Raw genomic sequence first — 2630 nt, forward strand, 5'->3', positions numbered from 1 at the left:
GCGTAACAACAGGTACATTCGTTGATCCAAAACTTGTTTTTGCAACGGCCTTAAAAGCACGCGCGCGCGGGATTATTCTCGGCCATAATCATCCCTCAAATCAATTAAGATCAAGTCTAGCGGATAGAAATCTAACTGAAAAACTTGTCATAGCAGGGCAATATCTTGATATTGCTGTTTTAGACCATACTATTTTAACCGAAGATGGCTATTATTCTTTTGCCGATGATGGTATAATTGAAAGCTATTCCACATTCGTACTAGAACAGAGTTTAACATTTTTTTTGTACTCTGACTTGATAAAATTATCTTTGGAAGTACTTAACCTAAAAACTGAGTACTAACTAAAAAATGGAATTTTCATATAATTTTGTAAGCTTAATAGATACATTAGGAGTTATTCAAGGGGTATTATTTGGCTTAATGCTTCTTTTCTTGCATTCTAAAAGCAATAAGCCTACACTTTTTTTAGGATTATTTATATTGCTTTTTGCTTTAGAACCTATTCCAAATATTCTGGAAGATTTAGAAGTTCTTAAACAATATCCTAAATGGGAGCTCTTTCCTGTAAACTTTCATTTTTTAGCATATCCACTTTTCTATATTTATATTCAAAAAATATCAATTCTAAAAAATGAAAAAAGTAGTTATTGGACACTTATTCCCGGGTTAATAGAAATTTTTGCTACTTTCATAATTTTCGTTTTACCTGTAACGACTAAGCTTCAATTGAAGGATTCACCTTATGCGACCTTCTATTTTGTTATGGGGTTACTCTATACGTGCTACATTTGCTTTCTAATTTTGAAATGGATTTGTTCACATGGTAAAGAAGTAGCAGAGCAGTATAGCACAACAAATCGTAAAACGCTGGAATGGTCAAGATGGTTTATTTATATTAGCATCATTTTTCACCTTTTATTATTATCAAGTTATTTTATAGACAATTTGGCTTTATATGTCTTTGTATCTATACTAAATGTAATTTTAATTTATTGGGTTTCTTTCAAAGGTATTGCCCAACAGAATGTTATTGCCCTTATTTGGGCCTCGCCTGATGTAACAAGAGAAGAAGAAGTAAACATCCCTTATAAAAACCAACACAAAGAACAACTTAACATAACTTCCAATTCAAATAATAACTCATTAACGGTTGAAGAAGTGAGTGAAATTCTTGAAACTGTTACTGAATATATGTTAAGTTCTGAATGTTATATTAATGATAAACTCACCATCATTGATGTTGCAGAAGCTGTTAATATTCACCCTAAAAGAATTTCTCATTCTTTAAATTCGAAACTGAATGTTAATTTCAATCGTTTCATAAATTCTTATAGAATTGAAAAAGCTAAAAAACTACTTAAAAGTGATAGTACTAAAAACCTATCGGTTGAAGGTATTGGATTTGAAGTTGGATTTCGTTCTAAAACTTCTTTCTACTCTGCTTTCAAAAAAATTGTAGGTACCACTCCAGCTAAATATAAAAATTCATAATTTATTTTATACATACTTAGTTCACATATCTGAATAGTGAACTTCTGTGAGAGTCAAAATATTGGTCTCTTTATAATTCTTTCTGAAATTTGTATAGAAATACAAGTACAAGTGTTGTTTTGTTTTTCTTAAGGGTTGGTTAGTTGAAAAGCCTCCAAAAAATGAAATTAATTAATAGTAACTCGTACTAGAGGTTTTTTACATAAGGAGGTTTTTTTCTTTAAAAAAAATCCATTATAAAATATAATTAAAAAAAATCAAAAAAAATGAAGACAATTATAGTTCCTACAGATTTTTCTGAAACAGCAAATCACGCTTTACAAGTTGCTACTCAATTAGCAAAAAAGAACAATGCAAAGTTGATGCTGTTACATATGTTAGAAATTCCTGAACACATATTACCAGAAGCACAATTAACAAATGATGTACATACAACACACAACAATCATCAAAATGATATTCCAGAGGCTATTTTTTATATGAAATTAGCTCATAAACGTTTTGATGAAACAAAAGCATTAGGTTTTTTAGAGGGTGTTGATTATGAAGAAGCCATTCAAAATCACTTAAATTTTAAAGGTATTATAGATTCTGCACACAAGCACGATGCAGATTTAATTGTTATGGGTTCGCACGGCAGTTCTGGTTTAAAAGAAGCTTTTGTAGGTTCTCATACAGAGAAAGTGGTTCGCACTTCTGATATTCCAGTATTAGTTATTAAAGAGAATAGTACTGATTTTAAAGTTAATGATTTTGTTTTTGCAAGTAATTTGGATACTGAAAACATTGAATCATTAGTAGATGCTTATAATCTTGCTAGTACTTTTAATGCAAAATTACACGTGGTTTATATAAACACACCTGGTAGCCATTTTTTAACTACGAGACAAATAGATGATAAGATGCAAACATTTATCGGTGCATCAACTTTAGAATTTAACAATCTCACAACTAATATATATGATGACATTACTGTAGAACAGGGCATCTTAAATTTTAGCAAAAAAATAAATGCAGATTTAATTGGTGTACCTACTCACGGACGAAGAGGATTAGCACATTTTATAAATAATAGTTTGAGTGAGGATATTGTTAATCATGCAAATACACCTGTGATTACATTTAAGATTAGATAA

General features: G+C 30.0%; 3 protein-coding genes. All 3 read left to right on the forward strand.

Annotation, left to right across the window (positions count from 1 at the left end; all coding sequences use genetic code 11):
* Nucleotides 1-344, forward strand: a 344-nt coding sequence (locus ACVC2P_RS00235; protein WP_452596479.1) for a JAB domain-containing protein, incomplete at its 5' end; no start/stop codon positions are given.
* Nucleotides 345-351: 7 nt separating this feature from the next.
* Nucleotides 352-1494 (forward strand): helix-turn-helix domain-containing protein, encoded by a 1143-nt coding sequence (locus ACVC2P_RS00240; protein WP_452596480.1) that lies wholly within the window; start codon nucleotides 352-354, stop codon nucleotides 1492-1494.
* A gap of 266 nt (nucleotides 1495-1760) precedes the next feature.
* On the forward strand, nucleotides 1761-2630 hold the full coding sequence (locus ACVC2P_RS00245) for a universal stress protein (protein ID WP_452596481.1): 870 nt from the start codon (nucleotides 1761-1763) through the stop codon (nucleotides 2628-2630).

It is taken from the genome of Pontimicrobium sp. MEBiC01747 (assembly GCF_053601635.1).

Bases quoted from the DNA above. Each gene is read 5' to 3' on its own strand.
- ACVC2P_RS00240 (WP_452596480.1), top strand. From the start codon at position 352: ATGGAATTTTCATATAATTTTGTAAGCTTAATAGATACATTAGGAGTT.
- ACVC2P_RS00245 (WP_452596481.1), top strand. From the start codon at position 1,761: ATGAAGACAATTATAGTTCCTACAGATTTTTCTGAAACAGCAAATCAC.